Source organism: Flagellimonas aurea, from assembly GCF_017313785.1.
Lineage (GTDB): Bacteria > Bacteroidota > Bacteroidia > Flavobacteriales > Flavobacteriaceae > Flagellimonas > Flagellimonas aurea.
In genome coordinates this window covers 473,520-496,323 of sequence record NZ_JAFLNL010000001.1, presented here as the reverse complement: position 1 = coordinate 496,323, position 22,804 = coordinate 473,520, and the positions used below count along the sequence as shown (strand labels likewise).

Here is a 22,804-nt window from a genome sequence, read left to right as displayed (position 1 = left end):
CTTTCTGTTTTATGATAGATTTATAATCAACTGAATTTGTTCATCAGCTTTTTTGCTACAATGGTAAGTGCCAATTTTTGCAGCAATGGCGCCATGCCTGTCAGTATATTGGTCGGATACAATTCCTCTTTGGTTTTTTGTACGGCCAACTTCACCTGTTCCTCATCTATCTGTCTTTGTAATTTTAAGATTTTAAGGTCCCTATCAATGTCTTCGAACGATGTGTATTGTGCCTTGATCATAATTCTTCAAAATAAAATTTAGAAAACTTTTTTAGCAGTGGGCTTTCAAACTTCTTCCTTAACAAGAACAGAAGCAAACCGATCAGTACATAAAAACCTCCGACCATTAAGAAACCTTGCGAAGTGCTTTCCAGCAGTGTTCCCAGCCAAAATGCAGCACTCAATGAAAGAAACAGTAGGGCCAAAGAGGCCGCACAACCAATTATAAGCACTTTGGTCGCCATGGTAACTCCTCTCATCATGGACTTAAAGCTTTGGAGCCTGTAAAAATCCAAACTGTTTTTTACATAGGACCTCACTCCTTCTTCTACATGGTCTATCTGTTCTTTAATTTCTTCGAAGGCCATATATTACTTCTGTAGTTGGGCGTTCTTCTTTCTTAGGTCTTCCAATTTTTTTTCAAGGGCCACCAAAATGTCATCTGCTTTATAGCTCATGCTGGAAAGAGTGTCCTCCAACTTTTCTTCGAACTCTACTTTCTTGGCATCAGCGGTTTTGCTAAATTCTTGCTTGGCGTGGGTAAGGCTTTGCGAGATATCGTCCTTTGCCTTTACAGCGCTTTTCTTGATTTTCTTTCTGGTTCTTTTTCCCTTGTCTGGTGCGTAAAGGATTCCGACACCTGCTCCAACAAGTGCTCCTGTTAATAGTGCGGTTAAAACATTTCCTGTGTTATTTGACATACTATTGATTCTTTAAATTAAACTTGATTTTTAAATCGGGGCAAGTGTGTTGCCCGAATCGATTTACTCAAAATTATATCACAATACACACAACGATCGATTCAATCGAACGAATGATTGACGCTTTAGCTATTTTTTGATGAAATAGGGCAAATAAAGACCTGTAAGCTGCTTTTTAGGCTTTCAACAGGGAAATTGTAAGGCCTTAAAATATTTGCGGATAAAACCCGTCCAACGAAGTCGTTTTCCATAACAAACTTCAATGGCGGGTTTAGGTTCCATAAGAAAATATTATGCTACTCCTTTTGCTCCAATTTGGCCCAGGTATCCCTTAACGTAACTGTTCGGTTGAACACCAAATGTTCCGGTGTTGAATCTTTGTCGACATTAAAATAACCCATGCGCTGAAATTGAAGCTGATCACCGATTTTGGCTTCCCGCAAACTTGGTTCCAAATAACCTGTTACTTTTTCCAATGAATCGGGGTTTACAAAATCCATAAAATCCCTTTCCTTATGGCTATCCGGTGTTGCATCTGTGAACAAACGGTCGTACAATCTAACTTCAGCCGTTATGGCATGTGGTATGGAAACCCAATGAAGGGTTCCTTTTACCTTTCGTAGACTCTCCTCTGTACCGGAACCACTTTTGCTTTTGGGGTCATAGGTACATTGTACTTCCACAATGTTCCCGTTATCATCCTTGGTGCAACTTTCCGCTTTAATGATGTATCCATTTTTTAAACGGACTTCCCCTCCAAGTTTTAGCCTGAAGAATTTTCGGTTGGCCTCCTCCCTAAAATCTTCTTGTTCGATATAGATCTCTCGGGAAAAAGGTACTTTTCTACTTCCTGCTGATTCGTCCTCTGGATTGTTCTCGGCATCCAACCATTCTTCCTTGCCCACTTCATAATTGGTGATGACAACCTTTAAAGGGTTTAAAACAGCCATAACCCTGGGCGCTATCTTATTCAAGTGCTCCCTGACATGAAAATCCAACAGGGAAACATCAACAACATTATCACGCTTGGCAATTCCAATGGTATCGGCAAAATTCCTGATGGATTCCGGGGTAAAACCCCTTCGCCTCAGTCCCGAAATCGTGGGCATGCGGGGATCGTCCCAACCCGCAACAACACCTTTCTCCACCAATTGAAGCAATTTACGCTTGCTCACCACAGTGTGGCTCAGGTTTCTTCTGGCAAACTCACGTTGTTTAGGGCGTAATTTATCAGAAGATACCACTTGGTCCAAAAACCAGTCATAAAGCTCTCTGTGCGGTAAAAATTCCAGTGTACAAAGGGAATGCGAGACTTGCTCAATGTAATCGCTTTCACCGTGCGTCCAATCGTACATCGGATAAATACACCAATCGGTATTTGTGCGGTGGTGCGCCTTGTGAAGGATTCTATACATAACCGGGTCCCTCATCAACATGTTTGAAGACGCCATGTTTATTTTGGCCCGAAGTACATGTGCACCATCGCTGAACTCACCGTTCTTCATTCCTTCAAAAAGCTCTAAATTCTCCTCAACAGAACGATTTCGATATGGACTTTCTTTGCCAGGTTCGGTGGGAGTTCCCTTTTGGCTGGCTATATCTTCGGAAGATTGGCTATCTACGTACGCCTTGCCATTCTTTATCAGGATAACGGCCCAATCGTACAGCTGTTGAAAATAATCGGATGCATAGCATTCTGTGTCCCATTCAAACCCCAACCAACTGACATCCTTCTTGATAGCCTCCACATACTCCTTCTCCTCTTTGGCAGGATTTGTGTCATCAAACCGAAGGTTTACAGGGGCATTGTACCGCAGGCCCAAGCCAAAATTCAAACAGATGGAGCTTGCGTGCCCAATGTGTAAATAACCATTCGGTTCTGGAGGAAAACGGAATCTCAACTCCTCTTTTTTGTAATCATTTTTTAAGTCGTCCTCAACAATATGTTCTATAAAATTGAGCGATCTAGCTTCTTCTGACATACCCATAATTTGATGCGCAAATGTAGTAAAATCCCTAGTTGATAGCTATTTTTCATGCTCTTGTGTATACAAAGTAGGCGATTTCACAACAGTTTTGGTATCACCTACAACAATATCTTTCCTTTCGACGAAATTAGGGACATATTTGTTATTGGAATACTATATGATAAAAAGGCGCCTGAACACCGTCTTTTTGAATGAATTACAATTAAGGGGCACAAACTAACAGGGCTATTAAGCCCATAACCCTCTTAAAAACTAACGGTGATGAAAAAAAGTAATTCAACGTATAGCATTCTGGTCTTGGCCTTTGCCTTTATGCTGCTTGGCACCTTTGGGATACAAGCCCAAGTGTTGTACAAGCCAGAGCCTGCTGTGAACCCCAACCTTGGGGGGAATGTTGCATGGGATGCCATCTGTGCTTCCAGTGAATTTAATCAATACTTCGTCGGCTTTAACTGGGACCCGCCCTTGGTGGCCAGCAACAATAAGTTTATACTGGAGCTTTCGGATGCCAATGGCTACTTTTCCAACCCCACTGAACTTGCCAGTGTCAGTGACAAGAACCAGGTTTTCGACTTTGTCTTTCAGTTTGCTCTTCCTTCGGATATAAGGGGAGATAAGTATAAAATGAGGGTCCGAAGTACTTCTCCTGCCAAAACAAGTCCCGCTTCGGATGCCTTCACCATGTATTATATCGATTATAAAGCTCCTTTGCTCATCAGTGAAAATGGAAGCGGAAATATTCCTTCCGGAGGTAAAATACAAATTTGCGGAGGAGGCTCTGTAACTCTTAAGCCCCATAATATCCCCAATGCAGGAACATATATCTACAATTGGTACCGCAGTGGTACCCCACTTGCCGAAAAAACAGAAAGCATCACCGTTTCTGACCCCGGCATGTACTATGTGGAATTGGACTATGGGGATTGCTCAGGTTCCGCAAACACGATGTCCAATTATATTGAAATATCAACCGGCAACAGTGCTGGACTGGCCATTAATGGTGCAAGCAGTATATCCCTTTGCCCTGGGGAAACCCATTTGTTACAAGCAAACATCAGCGGAGAGGGATTGACCTATAAATGGTATAAAGACGGAGCGGTTGTCAGTGGTCCCACAGTTGACGGCAGCAGTTTTACCGTAGATGCGGGAACAAGTGGTTTTGAAGGCTCCTATAAAGTTGAAATATCCGGTTCTGGTGTTTGTACCGAGTTGTCGGCTCCGGTTACCGTATCCAACTCAAGCTCATTCGAAATTACTTTGGTCAATGAAGAGAATATTGTACTCCTTCCTGCACAGACCAAAACATTGTCAGTTACCACATCCGCATCCAATGCCACATATCAATGGTATAAAAACGGCGTTGCCATCACCGATGCCACCAGCAATACTTTAAATGTTGATACCATTGGAGAATATTACGTAACGGTAACCGACAGTGGGGGATCATGTGCCCCAGCGCCGATAGCCTCGGCCACAACAAAAGTAGTATCGCCACAGTCGTTTGAGTTTGTAGTGGACTATATAGGAACTTACGGTTCTTGCGAAAGTGTTGATGCCACCTTGAGCCTTACCACTATTAATGCTGTTGGCAGCAACGGTTCCAAAACGGATGTAACCACAGATCTTCAAAACTCTTTTGGCTATCAATGGAAACTCAACGGTAGTAATATTGCTGCGGAGACCGCCAAAACTATTACCGTTTCAAACCAAGAAGAAAATGGGGCGTATACCTTGATTGGGACTCTTGATGCTTTCCAGGCCACTTCCAATTCACTGCAGGTAAAATTGGCTTCCAAGGAAACACTTCAAATTACAGCCAACGGCACTGTATTCTGTGAAGGTGGGGAACCCATCGTTTTGGAGAGTACAACGGATTTGACCAACGAATCGTTTGAATGGAAAAAAGACGGAACCGTAGTCAATACCTCATCACAAAACTTAACCGTTAGCGGACCAGGTGTTTATCAACTTGTTATCACTTCAAATGATTGTCCATTAGTATCAAATCAAGTAACCATTACCGCATTTGATGAATCATTATTGGTGTTGGACAAATCAAAAGACCTCATCATTATTGAGGGTGAAACAGAAACATTGACCGCAAGCGGAGCAGATTCATACGAATGGTACGATGCCGGTAACAACCTCATTTCTTCCAACAGTTATTACGACTTTAGCGAAGAAGGTGAGTACCTACTGATCGCAACTTTTGGAACCTGTACCGTAAGCAAGGTCATTACAATTACCTACAGGGATATGTTCGCCATACCGAACGTTATAACCGCCAATGGAGACGGTATCAACGATCTATGGGTATTGCCCAACACCTATTCCCGTGACCCGAATGTTCTCGTCACCATATTCAATGAGCGGGGAGAACAAGTATTTAGCCAAGCAGGCTATGAAAATAATTGGCCACAATCCACCACTTCTTTCAACAAACAGAACATGATCTTCTATTACAAGGTCACACGTGGTGGCAAAAGCCTTAAGCAAGGAACCATCACTGTTATTAAATAAGCAGCAATGCAGACCAAAAAACCTCTACTATTACTTGCCCCATTTCTACTTGTCTTCTCGGGAATGAGAGGACAAGAAGAAGGCGCATATGTACCTTATAACGTACCCTCCCAAAACCTTTTAAAGTTCAATAGGTTCTTGCTGAACCCAACTTTTTCCACAGTAAGGGAGGACAAGTCATACATTAACCTGTTCCACAGAAACCAATCGGTATCTTTCGATGATAACAATCAGGTGTATTTCTTGAGTTATAGCGGTAGAGTAAGTGATAGAAGCGGTGTTGGTTTAAGCCTATTTACCAATCGTGAAGGGTTGTTCAACAATTTTGGAGTGCATGCCAACTATGCATATGGTGTGCGTCTGAGCCCAAAAAGCACCTTTACCTTTGGGGCAAACGTAAGTTACTACCAAAGTGCCTTCAATCAAGATAGGGCCAATTCCGTTGATTTTGACCCATTGTTGGGTACTTTGGAAAGCAGTTCATTGGTGAGCTTTCAACCAGGTTTCAACTTTTCCATTGGAAAGTTCGACATTGGTGGTTTTGCCGAAAACCTGTTTGATTACAACTTAAAAACAAGTGAATCGGTAACCGATTTCAACGAGAAAACCTACTCCGGACACCTACAATATACCCATCAATTTGAAAATAGTTCGGGCATCATGGAACAAGCAAGGCTGATGCCTTTGGCACGAGTTCGCAAGGTAGGGGAAGAAACATTGACCCTTGGAGGTAACCTTATTCTTGACCTTCCCAAATTGGGATGGGTACAAGCAGGTTACGATGATTTTTATGGTGCTTCCGCTGGACTTGGTTTTAACCTTACCAAAAATATCTCACTGGGATATACTGTAGAAAAAGGTCTTTCCAACGAGTTTGAAAACTTTGGCGTTACCCACGAAATCTCTTTGGCCTATTCGTTCACACCTAACCTAACCGAAGATCGTGTGATGTTGGAAAAAGAAGGTGAAGAATTAGTTTCCAATGATGAGACTGTTCCACAAGACAGTTTGAACATCACCGATAAAGACCTTGAAATAGCCCGTTTACAGGACAAACTTGCCGAAAACGACGCTATTTTGGATGAGTTGCTGATGCGTCAGGATTCCATTGAGTCCACTCGTAAAAAGGATTTGGAAAGACGTTTTGAAACTGTTATGAAAATGGTTCAGCGAGAAACCCGTGGCCAGAACCCCGCATTGGAAGAAAAAGCCAAAGCGGTATATTTTGCCAATATGGACAGCGCGGATATCGTGGCCCGAAGAAAACAACCTGTTGCCAATCACGGGCTAACCAATAACACATCCACAAAAAAGGTTATAAAAATCAATGAGGCCAAGGACAATACCAAAGCCACATACGCCTCGAATACCGCTTCTGAAAAGGACAATACATACAGACCTACAAAGAGCAAAAAAACAACCGGGTTCAAGTCCCACGCCGTTCCCAATGTGGAAAGCGGACATTACCTCATCGCCAACGTATTCAGGGACACCGATAACCTTAATGCGTTCATTGAAAAACTTAGGGCCCAAGGTATAGATGCCGACTATTTCCAGAACCCAAAGAACGGACTTAACTACGTTTACATTGGTGACTTCGGAAGCAAAACCGATGCCTTGGAAGCCTATCATAATAAAATGAACGGTACTTACCAAGGAGATGCCTGGGTGATGAACGTAAATGGTAACGATCCACAAATTGCCGGATACTCCGGTCAAATGGATAATAGCAGCTCCAAGTACGGATCTGGACAATTGTCCAAAAATGTGGCCGGTATTGCCAACGGGAAAAACCACGTGGTCATTAGAACGCAGTCCGGGGATGGACTACCAGAAGGTTATTATATAATCGCCAATGTTTTTGATAATTCATCAAGTGCAAAGCAATTTGTTAAAGAATTGAATGCTAAAGGATTGCACGCGAGCTACTTTGTCAGCCCAGCTGACAAGAACAGGTATGTGTATTTAAAAAGGCACGAGACCTGGAACAACGCCCTAACATCTTACTACTCCAAACTTAACGCTTCGTATGACGACGATATGTGGATCATGCGAATAAAACCAAACTCAAACTCTACCATATAACCTAACCACCAGCTTATGAAAAAATCACTACTCAGGTGGGGCACAATAACCTGTATGTTGCTGTTTGCTTATACAGGATTTTCACAGATAAAGAACAATTTAGATGTTCGCTATGAAAACCAGCTTAAGGGAGACCTTACTTTTATAGCGAACAACATTGTGAACAGGGACAACAGTGGCGGTGACCCTGAAGACCCATACAATGTTACTGGGTCGAGCTCATCCTACAACGATGATCTCAACATGCAGTACATTGATATTGACGGAGACCCTTCTACCTTTAGCTCCAGTAGTGCAACATTGGCGGTACCGGACCCCAGCTGTTCCAGAATTAGATATGCCGGTTTGTATTGGTCTGCTGTTTATCTGGACTCCAATAGAAGTAGCGATTTCAACCAAGTTAAATTTCGGGTACCAGGGGGGTCATATCTAGATCTTACCGCAGATGAAATTTTATTTGATGGCGATGGTGATTCCGACTTTGGAAACTATGCCCCTTATGCCTGTTATAAAGATGTAACCGATATTGTTACTGCGCTCGGAAATCCCGATGGTGAATACTTTGTCGGAAATGTTCGTGCAAGTTCGGGAGACGCAGTACAAGGAGGTGTTTCTGGGGGGTGGACCATGGTGGTAGTTTATGAAAACCCTACCTACCCAGGTAAATATATTACCACTTTTGATGGTTATGCAGGTATCAAGGCCGGAGAAACCGTTGATATTCCCATAGATGGATTTACCACATTGCCGGCTCCATTCCCGGTAAGGGCAAAATTAGGGGTAGCTACCTTAGAGGGGGATAATAGGATTACAGGCGATCAACTATCCATTAAAGCGGATAGCAATGGTGGCTTTACTACTTTATCGAACAGTGCAAATCCTTCAACAAACTTTTTTAACAGTAATATTACCAATGAAGGTACAATAGTTACCTCTAGAAACCCCAATAGTATCAACACTTTGGGGTGGGATGTAGACCTTTTCACCATTCCAAACCCGAGCAATTCCGTAATCCCCAACGATGAAACAGGAGCTACACTAAGGGCTTCGTCCACAGGAGATAAATACGACATCTTTTTCACCTCATTGGATGTGGAAATTATTGAACCAAAAATAAATCTGGGTAAAACGGTAGAGGATATTGCAGGAAACGACATTACGGGACAAGGAGTGCACCTGGGCCAATATTTGGATTACGTGCTTACTTTTGAAAATGTAGGCAACGACGATGCCGTGGGATATACCATTAGGGACGTATTGCCAATCAATGTTACCCTTGATGAGTCCAGCATAAGCATGCCCACCGATGTAACCTACACCTACGACCCAGCTACCCGGACCATAATATTCTCCATACCCGATCGCTATGTTGAAGAATATGATCCAGCAGCAATAATCCGCATGCGGGTACAAGTGGCCGAAAATTGCTTTGATTTTATAGATGCCTGTACCGATATCATCGAAAACCTTGCCTATTCCACCTACTCGGGAGCAATCAATCAAGCACCAATAACGGACGACCCCAGTGTATACGACTTTGATGGCTGTGGCTTTCCATATCCCGGAGCTACCAACTTTTTATTGGACGACCTCGAAGCTTGCGATTTTACGCGCACCGTACAACTCTGTGGGGACAACGTGCTCTTGGATGCAGGAGATAATTTTGACAATTATATCTGGTACCGCGACGAAAATGGAAACGGTCAAATAGACGTTGGCATCGATACCGTTATTACGGACAGCGATTCCGACAGTGACCCAAGTACCATGTTGGTGAATGCCATTGGAACTTATATCGTTGACAAACAGGTTGCCGACCCTTGTAAGGACTTTCAGGAAATCATCAATGTGGAATTGTTCGGTTCCGTTCAATCCAACCCTATCACGGCATTGATCAACGACACCTCCAACACTATCGATGGTTCCATTGATATTTGCCCCAATGATGGTAGCGAACTTCCTGAAATATTCCTTTGTGGATTAAACGATAGCGAACTCCTCCAAATAAACATCCCAGATGCCACCAGCATTGTTTGGGAACAATTGGACGAGGCCAGCTGTAGTGCATCGGTTGATGGTTGTGCGAACACCAACACTGGTTGTACTTGGAACACCGTTGACACAGGAAACGACTTTTTGGCCCAAAATACAGGGCAGTATCGACTGGTGATCAACTATCAAAATGGATGTTTTAGCAGATTCTACTTCAATATCTACAAGAACCCGCTCAATCCACAATATATCTCCGAAGATATCATCTGTACAAATCCAGGTAGTATAGAGGTAATCAATATGCCGGACACCTACGAGTTTCAATTGGTAGACCAAACCACTGGAAACGTTCTGGTTCCCTATGGTCCCGATAAAACTTTCGAGATCACCAATAATGGAGCCTATATGGTAGAAATGAGACAGCAAGGCGTGACCGACGGTTGTGTCTTCGTTTTGGACAACATCGGTATTTTGGACCGTGACTTCCAAGTAGACATTGTCTCACAAGATGTTTACAATTGTACGGGGCTTGGAGAAATTGCCATTTCGGTTTTAAATGTTGAAGCACAATATTATTACGAAATATCCTCAGGAGGAACCTCTGTGGACAGCTTTGGCCCGACCAACGACAACAATCACACCTTTGAAAACCTGAACGACGGAACTTACGATGTTACCGTTACCACGGATGATGGATGTTCTTACACCGAACAGATCATCATTCAGGATCTATTGGATTTAGACCTTGAAGCAAGGGTTTCACAGCACATTACCTGTAAGGAAGGGAACATTCAAATGTCCTCTTCGGGAGGTAAAACACCCCATCTTTATGCTATTTGGTCTTTTGTGGACAGAAATGGGATAATGCAGATATCATATCCATCCGTTGCGGATATTCCTCCTTCCGAATTCCAGACCGAACAAATTTTTGACGTTGTCGGTGCCGCAGGTGCAGGTACATATACCTATGTGGTAATAGACAGGTACAATTGCCATGCTTTTTCCAATCCAGTTGAAATCGAGTTCAGACCTGCCGCCGAATACAATCCAACATCCGTAATGGACGTGCTGTGCTATGGGGAATCCACAGGTACCATTACTTTCAATTTGGTAGATGATAATGGATATCAACTAACATACTACCTATTTGATGCAACCGGTTTTGATGAGGACAATTATGACTTTGCCAATGCCTTGGCCACCAATACATCGGGTAATTTCCCAGGTCTTGGCAGTGGTGACTACGTAGTGGTCATCAACCAAAGAAAGGGTAGTGCATCCTGTGATTATTACGAGTACCACTCCATATCCGCACCAACCAACGCTTTGGATGCTGAGGTTGAAATTGTACAAAATTATACCTGTTCACAGCCTGGAGAAGTTAGAATATTCAACGTTCAAGGAGGCAGTGCACCATATGAATACAGTGTTGATGGTGTAAACTTTGTTGCCGATTCCGGCACCTTGCTGGAAGAATCCTTTACCAACTTAACGGATGGCACCTATACTTTGACAGTAAGGGATGCCAACGGTTGTACATTTGATGACTCATTGACGATTGCTCCTTTGGACCCACCAACGGATATCGATTTTGCTGCAACCGATCCGTTGTGTCCGAGCTTTGTTTCGGATGTGTCCCTAACAGTTACGGGGGGCAGTCCAAACTTGGTCTATGAAATAATTTCGCCCGCTGGCAGTGCGGTCAACAACGGTAACAACAGTACATTTGCAGGTTTGGCCCCAGGAACCTATATGTTCAGGGTAACCGACAACGATGGATGTAGTTACGATGAAAGTTTCACCATTGACCCGGTAACTGAAATTTCCGTGACCGGACAATTAGTCAGCAATATCAGCTGTTTGGGTGAAGAAGATGGTGAAATCCAGTATACGGTCAACAATTTCAATACAGATTTTGATTATACCGTAACAGGTCCCTATAACTTCTCTGGTACAGCGCAGACCAATGGTTCCATTCAATTGACCAACTTGGCTGCCGGAACTTACACCATCACAGTTACGGATAACCTTACCAACTGTACCGATACAGCAAGTGTAACAATCAACGCGCCGCCTTCAGCAGTAACAGCACCATTTACAGTAAGCCAACCAACCTGTTTGGCAGATGGTTCCGTAAATATTACCGCCAATGGTGGATGGGGCAGTTTTACCTACGAAATCACTGCTGGACCTGAAACTTTTGGTCCGCAATCAAGTGGCTTCTTTGCCGGACTTGACCAAGGAGGAACCTATACCTATACGGTAACCGATGCAAACGGATGTATATTCACCGATGATTTTGTGATCAATGAAGCCATAGCTCCCGAATTGGCCATTGTTCCAAACGACATTTGTTATGATGATGCCACGGGATTAACACTTACCGCAAATATAATTTCCGGTGGTGATGGAAATTATGAATACAGCTTAAACGGAGGTCCATATGTTACCAACAATGTGTTTACAGGATTGGGCCCAGGAACCTATACCATTACGGTTAGGGATGGAAACGATTGTATCGATACAGAATCCATTACCATTGACCCTGAACTTAGTGTGGTTGCTTCAGCACCAAATATTACCGCTTGTGAAACCGATACCGATGTAACCATTTCTGCTGCCGGTGGAGACGGAAACTATGTGTATGCCGTGGTTGCCAACGGAGTAACCCCTGGTGTAAGCGACTTTTCAACTACCAACCCAGTAACCGTAACCAGTACGGGCGACTATGATGTCTATGTAAGGGATAATGGTGGAGCATCCGGATATTGCGAGGCTACTTACGATATTGCCATTCTTCAAGATGACCCATTGGCCATTACCGTTTCCAATACGGACATTCTATGTAGTGGTGAATCTCAAGCAGAAATAACAATTTCCGCAACAGGTGGTGAAGCGCCATATACTTACAGTATAAATAATGGAGCAACCTACCAAACATCGAACACTTTTTATAACCAACCTGCTGGCAGTTACAACATTCGTGTTAGGGACGCCAACAATTGTGAGGTATCCGAAATCCATACCATTACCGAACCGTTGACGCTTTCTGCCTCTGCAGCAGTCACAGCTTTGGCCGAATGTAATCCAGGAATTGGTGCAGAAGTGCGAATTACCAACGCCATCGGTGGTACAGCTCCCTATGAATATAGTTTTGATGGAGGATCAACTTATGGAGCAAGTTCCATTGGCTATTTGATGCCGGGAACCCACACCCTTTACATTAGGGATGCAAACCTTTGTACCTTCCCTATGACGGTTACCATAGAACCCGAACCAACTCCCCCGAATGCTACGGCAACAGTAGATTACGAATGTGATGGTGAAGGAACAATAACTGTGACCCCAAATAGCGCTGATTTTGACTACACCTATGAAATTAACGGTACTCCAAATACACCTAACGACTCCAATGTATTTAGCAATGTACCTGTTGGGAACCATACCATTACCGTAAACTATACCAGTAATTCGGCTCCTACACCAAGTATACTACTTTCAGAAAATTTTGGAACAGGGCCAAATACAAGTATTTCTGAAATCGACCCGGTCTATTGTTACGAGCCACAAAACGGCAGTGCAAGCCTCTGTGGTTTTGGTACAGACACCCATATACAAGATGGTGAATACTCTGTAACACAAGTTATTGCCAATCCATACGGAAGTTGGCAAAGTCCAAACGACCATACCGCTATAGCTAATGGAAGGTTCTTGGCCATCAATGTTGGCGGAGTGGCCGGAGTTGGCGGTATTGTTTATCAAAAAACCGATGTCGAGGTCATTCCAAACCGTGATATCACCGTATCGCTTTGGGCCTTTAACCTTTTGAGAACAGGAACAAGCGGTGGTGATCCATCCATTGAAATACAATTGGTAGATGGTTCCGGCACCGTTATCCAAAGTACTACAACGGGAAACATTCCTAAAAACAATGGAGCTTCCGACTGGCACGATTATAATGTAACCCTAAACCCTGGAGCAAACTCCAATCTGGATATTGTAATCCGTACCAACTCTTCCGTAACAGACGGAAACGACATCGCAATCGATGATATTGAGGCCTACCAAATTCCAGAAGTATGTGGTGGATCCCTCACATTGGATGTTACCGTTGAGAATGGCAATGCTTTTAACGGCGCCATAACAGCATTTACAGATCTTACCTGTAATGGTGCAGCCGACGGTACAATCACGTTTGAAGTTGAAAATTTTGATCCAACAACTGGGTTTACCTATCAGGTGGACGGAGGTGCAATTTCTGGTACCCAGCTTTCAAGTCCAATTATCATAACCGGCCTTGATGCAGGACCACATACCATCGAAATTATAGACTTAAGGGATTCTGCATGTTCCGTAGTTCTTAACCAGACATTGGCTCAGCCTGATGTTTTGGATGTTACCGCAACCGTTGTCAACGAACTAACATGTACAAATGGAGGGGCTACCATTTCCGCTACTGCAACGGACGGAACACCTACCTATGAGTATCAATTGGAAAACACCAGTGGCACCGTATTAGCGGCCTACCAACCCAATGGTACGTTCTCTGGTTTAGCGGCCGGAGACTATGTGGTAAGGGCAAGAGATGCCAATATGTGCGAGGATACCGTAACCATCACAGTTGATCCAGCTGAAATGATTGCGTTTGATTTGACACCAACGTTATGTTATAGTGGAAACAATGATGGAAGCATTCAGGTAGATGTAACAAGTGGTAACGGAAACTATCAATTTAGAATAAACAATGGTGCTTGGATGACCCCAACTCCGGCCACAGATATAACGTATACCTTCATAAACTTGGGTGCCGGAACCTATACCATTGAGGTCCGTGATGACTATGGTTGTTCCGCCACTGATACAGCAACGATCAATCCAGCTTTGACCGCATCAGCTTTTCTAAACAATGATTTGACTTGTTTGGACGATGCCAGCATTCTTATTAATGCAGTGGGCGGTTCGGGGATCTATACCTACGAATGGTCCAACGATGCCGGAGCAACATACAATTCAACTGGATTTACAGGAAACGAATTCAATACTAATATAGATGGAACTTACATGTTCCGTGTTACCGATAGCGCCGGTTGTACAGTTACCACAAACAGTATTATTATTACCCCGGCAACTCAACCCGTGATCAGCAGCATTACACCAACGGATATTTTGTGTAATGGGGAAAATACAGGGGCATTGGATATCGTAATCGATACTTCCGTGGGCGTTCCTCCATACACTATCAATGTGGTCGAAACCAATGGCCCCACCAATTACGGCAGCCAAACAACAGGATTGCCTGCCGGTGACTACGAAGTTACGGTGACAGATTCAAAAGGTTGTGTTTCCGACCCGTTTCCTGTTGTAATATCGGAGCCAGACCCTATTACCTATACTACAACGGATGTACCTATTACTTGTGATTCCAGTTCTGGTGTAACAAACCCAGGTTCGATAACGGTATCAGGGGTTTCAGGTGGAACGGCTGAATATACCTATATACTTACCGCCAACAACGGTATTGCTCCTCAAACCTATACAACTACACCTGGATCCAGAGACCATACCTTTACCGTATTGGAATTTGGAATCTATCAAATAGATGTTGTTGATGCCAACGGATGTGCTTCGTATACAACAGAAATTATTGCATCCCCACCCAATGATCTTGATATTGACGTGAGTACAACTACCGCAGATTGCGTATCTGGAGGTACTGCAATAGTTACCGTAGGATCTGCTGTTGGAAGTGGAAATTATGAGTTTGCCATCTTGGAAAATTATACCGCTCCTTACGTGGATGATCAAGCGAACGATTATATTCCTCCTGATACACCAGGTGGGGACACAGCAACTTTTACGGGCCTTACTCCAGGCATCACCTATACCTTTGTGGTTTTTGACCTCACTACCAACTGTTATTATTTTGAAGAAGCTGCAGCTCCGATCAATACACCTTCTTTAATGACATCTAATCTGGATGCCATAAACAATGTGAGTTGTACCGGTTCCTCAGATGGAAACATCTCCTTTACTTTCACCGGGTTTGATGCTTTGGCAACCTCGGTAAACTATGAAATTTTTAATAGGCAATCCAATGTATCAACGGGCTATAGCGGAACAGCACCCGTTAACACTCCAACAACGGTGACCATTAACAATTTTGGTGTACTTCCTCCAGGGGAATACTATCTGTTGTTATCAGAAGTTGGAGGACCAAATAATGGCTGTTCCGTAGACGGTGGAGAATTTACGATTCGTGAATCTGCCAATGCGCTGGATTTAGATGTGACAAGTCCACAAAACGACAACTGTAACCCAAATGCCGGAGTTATTGCCGCCACAGGAAGATATGGTACCGCTCCGTATACATACCAATATTTGTTGGATACCGACCCGGCACCAACTGCTACAAGTGCTGGATGGACCAGCAGCTCCTCTGCCAATGTAGAGGCCGGGGATTATATGGTATATGTAATGGATGCCTACGGATGTATCCAAAGCGAGACAATAACCGTACTTGAAGATCCAAGCCCGGAAATATCGCTAGTAGTAGTAGACGAATGTGTGGACGAAGGACAGTTCCAAGTGACCATAACCTTGGACAATGCCGCAGTGGCAATGGCTCCGTTCCAAATAAGCGTGAACGGTTCGGCATACCAGGCGTTCACTTTTGATGGCAGCGACCAATATACCATTTCAGGCCTAAGTTCCGGCACAAATCAATCCGTATCGGTTAGAGATCTAAATGGTTGCTCGGATTCCGAAACATTTGATATATACCCTCCATTGGAATTCAATGTAATACAAACTGTTGCATTGGATTGTGAACCAGGTAATCTGGCCTACGGAGAATTACAAATAGAAGTACTTTCCGGATCAGGAAACTATGAGTTCGAAATTGACGGTCCGGACCCATATAATGAACCAAGAGGAGCCTTGACTCTGGATGCCTCCAACCAATTTACTTGGGCAGGAGCAGGGGCGGCCGGTAGTTATGTAGTATTGGTGTACGATATTGGCACAACAGCTCCCTACTGTTCCCAATCCATTACCGTTGATGTACCCGATGCGCCGCTGCCATCTTTTACCTCAACCTATACCGATGTAACCTGTAATGGGGCCGATGACGGTACAATTTCTCTAACCGCAGTAGATAATGGAATTGGTCCCTACTCCTTTGAAATCATTTCAGCCACCGATGGATCAATATCCGTACCGATCGCACCTACATCAAATACAAACTTTACTGCAAACTTTACTGGTCTTGCTGGTTCCGTAACTGGTATAACATATACTATTGAAGTTACGGCAGCCAACAACTGTACCCATATTGAAACGGTTACCATTAGTGAACCAGAGGAAATAATAGTACCTGCACCGACCGTTGATCAATTTGCCTGTACTGCTGGCAACAACATGAACAATGCCATTATCACTGTTGATGGTTCTTCCATCACAGGGGGAAGCGGTACTTACGTTCGTTACGAATTCATCAATGATGTAGGCTCCGTAGTGGTTCAATCCGGCAGTAACCCTGTTTATATTGAAACTGATGTGAACGGGGGAAGCTATACCATCAATGTGTATGACGACAATGGTTGTGTGGGAACTACCACCGCCACTATCGAGCCATTTGATGAAATCACCAATGCAACGGCTGCTATAACCAATCCGATAAGCTGTAATCCAGGGGCCGATGGTGAAATCACCATTACCGTAAGCTCTACGGCGGGAGACCCAAGTCGTTTCGAGTACAGTATTGATAATGGAGCTACTTGGCAAGCATCCAACGTATTCGGTGGTTTGAGCGCAGGAACACATAATTTTGTGGTCAGACATCTTGATACTGGTTGTACCGTCACTACTTCGGAAACCATTGCAGACCCCAATACCTTTACCATTGATGTAAATGTGGTGAGCGATGTAATTTGTTATGGAACGGCTAGTGGTCAAGTAACCTTTGAACTTTTGGATGCCACGTATTCCGGTGGGTTCAATTGGACCATTTACAATACCAACGGAACACCGACAGATCCGTCCGATGATACCGTAGTTGCCAATGGAAGCTCTGCTACAACAGGACCAACAGCGGCAATCAACATAGCGGCAGGCAGCTATATTGTGGAAATTACACAAGATGCCTTCCCGGAATGTACCAATATTGAAGCCTTTACCATTGCAGGACCATCTTCGGCCATTACAGGAAATACTGAAATAACACCGATAACCTGTGATCCAGGAAATGACGGAATTATTGAAGTTGTCGACGTTCAAGGTGGATGGGGCGGATATACCTACTATGTAGATACAACTCCGAACCCAGATCCGAACAACCCGGCAAACTACGTGGCCAATGCAAGATTTGATGGTCTTTCCGCTGGAACTTACGAAGTTTGGGTAATGGACCAAGAAGGATGTTCAGTGCAACTTACAGATGTTGACCTTACCGTTCCCGACCCTATTGTGGCCGATTTAAGAATCAATCAAGCCAATTGTACCAACCTTCAAGGAGAAATTGAAGTTGTGGGCATACCAGCAACCAATCCTGTTAGTGGTGGCCAAGGAAGCAATTATACCTATCAATTGATCCGAAATGGAGCCAACGTAGGTTCACCACAGACCAATACCGTATTCCCTGGATTGGGCGCCGGTACCTACGAAGTTTATATTGAAGACCAATGGGGTTGTTTTACCACCGTAGGACCTGTGATATTGACCAACGCTATGACTGCCACGGCAGCCGTTGTTAAACCTATGGATTGTACCATCAATCCGGGAGGAGAAATAACCGTAACGGTGACCGGTGGTTCTTCTAACCTACAATACAGTACGGTGAGCCCGGTTACATCGACCGTTATCACTAATACTGATGGTGTTTTCACCAACCTTACGGAACCAGGGACCTATGTATTTACCATAACAGACTTGGATACTACCGAGCCTTGTACCTATGTTGTTTCCCAAGTATTGGATGACAAGATAGATCCAGAACTATTGGATGCTACAGTACAAAATGTTAGCTGTTTCGGTGGAAGTGATGGAAGTATTTTAGCTGTACTTAATCCGTCTACCGCAACCAACCCTGTTTACCAATATGAATTGATCGGACTAAGTGCCGGTGCGCCTAGCAGACCATTACAAAATAATCCTTTGTTCGAAAATCTGCCTGCAGGAAACTACGAAGTTCGTGTGGTTTCTTCCAGATCTTGTGAGGACGTTAAGGCAGAGAGCATTATTGAGCCTTCCGTGTTGGATGCGACAGCTTCGGCAACGCCGTTCGTTTGTACCCCTAGCAATTCAGTGGATAAATCAACCATATCTGTTACCGCCACGGGAGGAACCGCTCCATATTTCTACAGTTTTAATGGAAATGGTTTCGGTTCGAACGCTACTTTTGATGTTGTTGACAATGGAACCGTACAAACCATCAACTATGTGGTTAGGGATGCCAATGGTTGTGAATTCCCGGATAGTATTACAGTTCAACCTTTGAACACGTTCACATTGGATGCCTCTCAAGATATAGCTATAACTTGTCTGAATCCAGAAAGCGTAATCCTGACCGTTACGGAATCTACCCCTGGCGATACTTACACATTCGAATTGTTGCCCGTTGGAAATCCTTATGGAAGTGTGGTACCTAGCTCGGTTACAGCAACTACGGCAACTTTTGAGTTGACCCAACCCGGTAGTTATACATTCAGGGCAACCAATGATGTTACCGGTTGTTATGTACAGACAATTTACACTGTAGCTCCTTACGATACCATAGATGTGGTGGCAACGGCGACCGCTGCGGCAATGTGCTTTTATGATGCAGGTGAAATTACGATAGATGTTACCGGATATGCAGGAGCTTACGATTATGAAGTATATAGAACTGATGGAACCCTGATCGTTTCCGGAAATGAAAACACAGCGTCGGGTTCATTTGCGATAACGCACCCAGATTTGATAGGTGGCAACTATTATGTTGAAGTCACCGCGACAGGTACTCCTTTTTGTGATGCCACCTCAGGTACCGTGACCATAGTTTCACCAAGCGCTGAGTTGGATTTTACACCACAACAAGTAGCCAGCGTTACCTGTACCAATGATCTTGGTGAAATTCTTGTAGCACCAGTAGGTGGATATGCCCCATATGATATCGTTTTAACCAATATGAACACAATGCAGGTCTTCACTATCAATGATGTACAAAGCCATGTGTTCACTGGATTGTCAGCAGATGATTATACTATTAGGGTTACCGATGCTGGCGGTTGTTTTGAAGATAGAACTTTGACATTGTTACCACCTGCACCTATAATAGCAGGTATAGACGCTGCCCCAATAGATCTATTGTGCTATGGTGACCAAAGTGCATCTGTGTGGGCACACTCAGTTAGTGGAGGAAGTGGTTCCTATGATTATCAATTGAATTATTATGATGAAGCGGGAACGACCATTGTATTCACCACAGGTCCCCAAAGAAGCAACATGTTCAACAATTTAGGTGCCGGAACCTACAGTATTACGGTTACCGATAATTGGAGCTGTAGTGATACAACAGATACCGTTACCATTTCGGAACCAACAGAGGTAAGAGCTTCTCTGATCAAACTTGAGGACCTGACGTGTTTGACCAATGGAAGCATGCGTTTATCCGCTACGGGTGGAACAGCTCCTTACCAGTATTTTGATGAAAACACATCAACTTGGGAAGATTTTGATAATCCTACGTATCATGATTTCTTGAACATGGGAGCCGGTCAGTATCAATTTGAAGTACGGGATGCCAATCAATGTACTGCCATGATTTCCAATCAGGTCAGTCTTCGAGAGCCACCTGAATTGATATTGGAAATAGATGACAGGGCAGCTTTCATCAATTGTGCCGGAGAAGCCACTGCAACTATTATTGCCAGAGCCACTGGTGGTCTGGGCAACTATAGCTACGAATTGTTCAGCGATCCCGGTTTCAGCAATTTGGTAGATGGACCCAATACCACAGGAAGGTTCGATGACCTTATGGCCGGTGAATATTATGTTAGGGTGACCAGCGAAGATTGTATGGAAGAATCTCCAATGATCCCTATCCTGGACCCAGCTCCTTTGCAGGTTGAAAGACAAGAATTTACCGATATTACCTGTGCCGGAATGGAAGATGGTACCATTTCCGTTGAGGTATCCGGTGGAACAGGTGAAATTTTATACGCCATTTCTCCTAGCCTTAATAGATTCGATACCGTAAACACCTTTACCGATTTGGCACCGGGCATTTACGATGTTATTGCCCAGGATGTAAACGGATGTTTCATTACGTTCCAGTTCGAACTTGAGCAACCAGAGCCCATTGTTGCGGAAGCCATCAATATTACCGATGAGGTATGTTTTGAAAGTGGTGATGGTTCCTTTGAAATTCAAATTTCTGGAGGAACAGCTCCATACGAAACAAGTTTGAACAGTAGTGCCGATGCAAATTTTGTACAAGATCAGACCTTGTTCCAAAATTTGACCGCGGGTGCACATGTGGTGTTCATCAGGGATGCGCAAGGTTGTGAAACTAATGTAATCGTTGAAATGGACCCAGGAGTTATATTGGCTGCCACGGTAACCCCTATGTACGAGTGTACCGGAAACATTCCTAACAACTATTTGAACATTGCTTTGGAAGACGAATCCATTGCCGGTGACCTAATGTATGCCTTGGATTCCACAGACCCGGCAGATATGCAATTGTCGGCCGACTTTACCAATATGACGCCAGGCGACCATTACCTCACCATAGCACATGCCAATGGATGTATCGCCACCTATGACTTTACCATAGCTACTTTTGAACCATTGGTACTGACCTTGGAGAACACAACCATCAATCAAATTACAGCAATTGCCGATGGTGGTGTAGAGGATTATACCTTCTACTTCAATGATGTGGCCAATGGAACCGATAACACGTACTTCATTAGCAGTACAGGAACGTATACGGTAACAGTGATTGATCAGAATGGTTGTGAGGCCACTGCAGAGATCTTTATGGAGTTCATAGATATCGAATTCCCGAACTTTTTCACCCCAGATGGCGACGGTCGCAACGACTTTTGGATACCTGACAACATTGAAGGGTTCCCCGACGTACTAATCAAGATTTATGACCGTTATGGTAGAGTAGTGGAAGAGATGACCCGCAACGTTAAGGGTTGGGATGGTAATTACGAAGGTAAACCATTGCCTACCGGAGATTACTGGTATGTTGTACGACTTGAGGGAGCACAGGATAACAGAGAGTTTGTAGGTCACTTTACATTATACAGAGAATAAACACTTAACCTGCTATAGCCCCATGCAAAAAAGAATATACGTAGCCATCTTATTGTTTTCCTTGGCATTTATTGCCAAGGGACAAGAGTTGACCGTACCCCAATTATCCCAATACATTGCCGATAATCCCTTTTTAATGTCACCTACCTATGCAGGTATCGGTGATCATATAAAAGTCCGTCTAAACGGTCTTACGCAATGGGTAGGAATAGAAGATGCTCCAGATACACAGACCTTGGCCGCAGATGCCAGAATAGGGAATAGATCGGGAGTTGGTATGATGCTCTATAACGATAGCAATGGATATACCAGACAAAGAGGTGCCAGGGTTTCTTTTGCACACCATTTGACACTGGATAGGTACGACGATATCTTTCTCTCTTTTGGTATCTCTTACAACTTTAACCAGTTTAGGATAGATGTGGAGCAATTCAGGGAGAACAACGGGCAATTACCAGCTGACGATAAGGCCACCACCAACCACAATTTTGATCTTGGGGTACTTTATCGTTATGACAAGTTCTTCTTTAGTGCAAATGCAGGGAATGTCCTGAACAAGGATCTGTCCAATTTCAATACCGATATTATTACCATAGAACCCAATAAGCTTAGAAACTACTACGTATATTCCGGGTACAGCATTTCCAAGAGCAAGAACAGTAAACTGGAAATTGAACCCTCTGTATTCTTTCAGTGGTTCGAAAGCGATGGCCGTTCCGTTACCGATCTGAACGCCAAGTTCCGTTTCCGTGATTTTGAAGATTACTATTACGTGGGTCTCACCTATCGCTTTTTGAACGATCAATTAGGAAAACCATTGTACATAGCACCTATAGCCGGTCTTAAAAAAAGCAATTTCTATTTTGGCTATTCCTATCAGGTAATCACCAATGAAATTTTGGGATATAGCACAGGTACGCATGTAGTTACCGTTGGAATGGATCTTTTCCAAGGAATAAGTAACTGTAGATGTATGTATTGATTTAATGTGTTT

8 protein-coding genes are annotated in these 22,804 nt (G+C 43.7%); 4 read left to right on the top strand and 4 right to left on the bottom strand.

Features of this window, described 5'->3' with window-relative positions:
- Positions 1–26: 26 nt before the first annotated feature.
- The 4 genes from J0656_RS02125 to J0656_RS02110 form a co-directional block, all read right to left on the bottom strand.
- Positions 27–242, bottom strand: coding sequence for a DUF6327 family protein (locus tag J0656_RS02125; RefSeq protein WP_207031166.1), 216 nt, complete (start codon positions 240–242; stop codon positions 27–29).
- Positions 239–589, bottom strand: a complete 351-nt coding sequence (locus J0656_RS02120) for an LPXTG cell wall anchor domain-containing protein (RefSeq protein WP_207031164.1) — start codon at positions 587–589, stop codon at positions 239–241. The genes J0656_RS02125 and J0656_RS02120 overlap by 4 nt, the downstream gene beginning before the upstream one ends.
- Before the next feature lie 3 nt (positions 590–592).
- Complete coding sequence (locus J0656_RS02115; RefSeq protein ID WP_166249734.1) at positions 593–922, bottom strand: YtxH domain-containing protein; 330 nt, start codon at positions 920–922, stop codon at positions 593–595.
- A 296-nt stretch (positions 923–1,218) separates the two neighbouring features.
- Positions 1,219–2,904 carry a glutamine--tRNA ligase/YqeY domain fusion protein gene (locus J0656_RS02110; RefSeq protein WP_207031161.1) on the bottom strand — a complete coding sequence of 562 codons (1,686 nt, stop codon included), beginning with the start codon at positions 2,902–2,904 and terminating at the stop codon, positions 1,219–1,221.
- A 267-nt stretch (positions 2,905–3,171) separates the two neighbouring features.
- Between J0656_RS02110 and J0656_RS02105 the strand changes: the two genes are divergently transcribed.
- Genes J0656_RS02105 through J0656_RS02090 form a run of 4 tightly spaced genes read left to right on the top strand, consistent with a single transcriptional unit; the run spans position 3,172 to position 22,792 of the window.
- On the top strand, positions 3,172–5,430 hold the full coding sequence (locus J0656_RS02105; RefSeq protein WP_207031159.1) for a T9SS type B sorting domain-containing protein: 2,259 nt from the start codon (positions 3,172–3,174) through the stop codon (positions 5,428–5,430).
- A gap of 6 nt (positions 5,431–5,436) precedes the next feature.
- Complete coding sequence (locus J0656_RS02100) at positions 5,437–7,515, top strand: PorP/SprF family type IX secretion system membrane protein (protein ID WP_207031158.1); 2,079 nt, start codon at positions 5,437–5,439, stop codon at positions 7,513–7,515.
- A gap of 15 nt (positions 7,516–7,530) precedes the next feature.
- Positions 7,531–21,810: a T9SS type B sorting domain-containing protein gene (locus J0656_RS02095; protein ID WP_207031156.1), complete on the top strand. Its 14,280-nt coding sequence runs from the start codon at positions 7,531–7,533 to the stop codon at positions 21,808–21,810.
- Between the two features lie 22 nt (positions 21,811–21,832).
- Entirely contained in the window at positions 21,833–22,792 is a 960-nt protein-coding gene (locus tag J0656_RS02090) for a PorP/SprF family type IX secretion system membrane protein (protein ID WP_176619087.1), read from the top strand.
- Positions 22,793–22,804: the final 12 nt, after the last annotated feature.